Here is a 2,581-nt window from a genome sequence, read left to right on the forward strand (position 1 = left end):
TCTCACCGGCGACCCCACCTTCCGCCAACTCCTCACCCGCGTACGCTCCGCAGACCTCGCCGCCTACGCCCACCAGGACCTCCCCTTCGAACGACTCGTCGACGCCCTCAACCCCGAACGCTCCGCCGCCCGCCAACCCCTCTTCCAGGTGATGGTCGCGCTCAACAACGCGGGCGAGGCACACCTGGAGTTCCCCGGGCTCGACGCCTCCCTGGCGCCGGTGAACACCGGCATCGCCAAGTTCGACCTGACGCTGAACCTCAACGAGCACCGCACCCCCCAGGGCGCCCCCAACGGGCTGAACGGCATCCTGGAGTTCAGCACCGCGCTGTTCGACCGCAGCACCGCCGAGCGGCTGATGACCTGGTTGGTGCGGCTGCTCGAAGCCGCCGTCACCGACCCTGACCAGCCGCTCAGCACGATCGACATCCTCGGCACCGACGAGCGCCGCCTGCTGCTCGACACCTGGAACGACACCCGGTCTCCGAACCAGGCGGTCACCGTCACCGACCTGCTGGAGCAGCAGGCCCGGTCGACCCCGGACGCGATCGCGGTGGAGCAGGACGGACACGGCCGACTGACCTACCGTGAACTCCACCGGCACGCCGAGGCCCTGGCCGGGCGGCTCGCGGTGCGCGGGATCGGCCCGGAGGACGTGGTGGCCCTCGCGCTGCCCCGCTCCGTCGACCTCGTCATCGCCGCACTGGCCGTCCTCAAGGCAGGCGCCGCCTACCTCCCGCTCGACCCCGACTACCCCACCGACCGCATCACCGCCATGATCGAGGACGCCCGACCGAGCCTCGTCATCACCACCGCCGACCTCACCGAACGCCTCCCCGTCGACCCCACCCGGCTGCTCCTCACCGACACCGAAGACCACACCGCGGACCGCACCACCGACGGCGGGCACCGAACGCGGCCCCGGCCGGAGAACCCGGCGTACGTGCTGTTCACCTCCGGCTCCACCGGCCGCCCCAAGGGCGCGGCGCTGCCGCACGCCGGAATCGTCAACCTCATCGAGTGGGCGCGCACCGAGGTCGGCGGTGCCACCTTCGCCCGGACCATCGCGGCGACCTCGCTGAACTTCGACTCCTCCGTCTTCGAACTCCTGGTGCCGCTCTGCCTGGGCGGCTCCGTCGAGGTCGTGCAGGACCTGCTCAGCCTCGCCGACCGCCCCCGCTCGGCCACCCTGACCGTCTCCGTGCCGTCCGCGCTGAGCGCGCTCGCCGACATCGGGACCGACCTGACCGTGGGCACCGCCGTGGTGGCCGGCGAGGCACTGACCACCGACGCCTTCACGAAGATCACCACCGCCCTGCCCGGCACCCGGGTGCTCAACCTGTACGGCCTCACCGAGGCGTCCGTCTACTCCACCGCCTGGCACTCCGACCGGGAGCAGGGGGCACCGACCATCGGCCGGCCGATCCGCAACACCCGGGTGTACGTCCTGGACGGGGCGTTGCGGCCGGTGCCGTGGGGGGTGGAGGGTGAGCTGTACGTGGCGGGCGAGGGTCTGGCGCGCGGGTACGTGGCGCGGTCGGGGCTGACCTCGGAGCGGTTCGTGGCCTGCCCGTTCGGGGCAGCGGGCGAGCGGATGTACCGCACCGGCGACCGGGCACGGCTGCGACCCGACGGCTGCGTGGAGTACCTCGGCCGGGCCGACCAGCAGGTCAAGGTCCGCGGCTTCCGGATCGAACTCGGCGAGGTCGAAGCCGTCCTGACCCGCCACCCGGCCGTGCGGCGCGCCGTCATCGACGTCCGCACCGACGAGCGCGGCGACCGCCGCCTGGTGGCGTACGTGGTGCCGACGACCGACGGCGCGGTGGATGCCGTGGATGCCGTGGAGCTGCGGGAGCACTGCGGGCGGCTGCTGCCGGGGCACATGGTGCCCGCCTCGTTCGTCCGACTGGACGCGCTGCCGCTGACGCCCAACGGGAAGCTGGACCGCAAGGCGCTGCCCACCCCGGTGTTCACCACCAGTGCCCAGTCACGCGGACCCCGCTCGCTGGAGGAGGAGATGCTCTGCGGCATCTTCGCCGAGATCCTGGCGGTCCCCCGGGTCGGCATCGACGACAACTTCTTCGAGCTGGGCGGCCACTCGCTGCTGGCGATGCGCGTGGTCGGCCGGGCCCGGTCCCTGCTGGGCGTGGAGCTGCCGATCCGGGCCCTGTTCCAGTCCCCCACCGTGGCGGGCCTGTCCGGTTGGCTGGCCGACACTGCGCAGGAGCGCCCCGCACTGGTGGCCCGTGAGCGCCAGGCAGGCATGACGCTCTCTTCCGCCCAGCGGCGGTTGTGGTTCCTGCACCGCCTGGAGGGCCCCGGCGCGACCTACAACATCCCGCTCGGCGTCCGACTGCGCGGCCCACTCGACACCACCGCCCTGGAGCAAGCCGTACGGGACGTCGTGGTCCGCCACGAAGCCCTCCGCACCGTGTTCGGCGAACGCGAAGGCGAACCCTTCCAACACGTCGTCGACACCCACGAACTCACCATCCCCTGGGAACTCACCCAGGCCACCGACGACCTGACGGACCGTCTGATCGAAGCCGCCCGCTGGCCCTTCGACCTCTCCACCGAACTA

At 72.1% G+C, this 2,581-nt stretch carries 1 protein-coding gene; it reads left to right on the forward strand.

The window, feature by feature from the left end; genetic code table 11:
- Window positions 1–2,581: non-ribosomal peptide synthetase (locus ACXJMZ_RS37070; protein WP_457034393.1), on the forward strand; the 2,581-nt coding region annotated here is incomplete at both ends.

This window comes from Kitasatospora sp. P5_F3 (genome assembly GCF_054049135.1).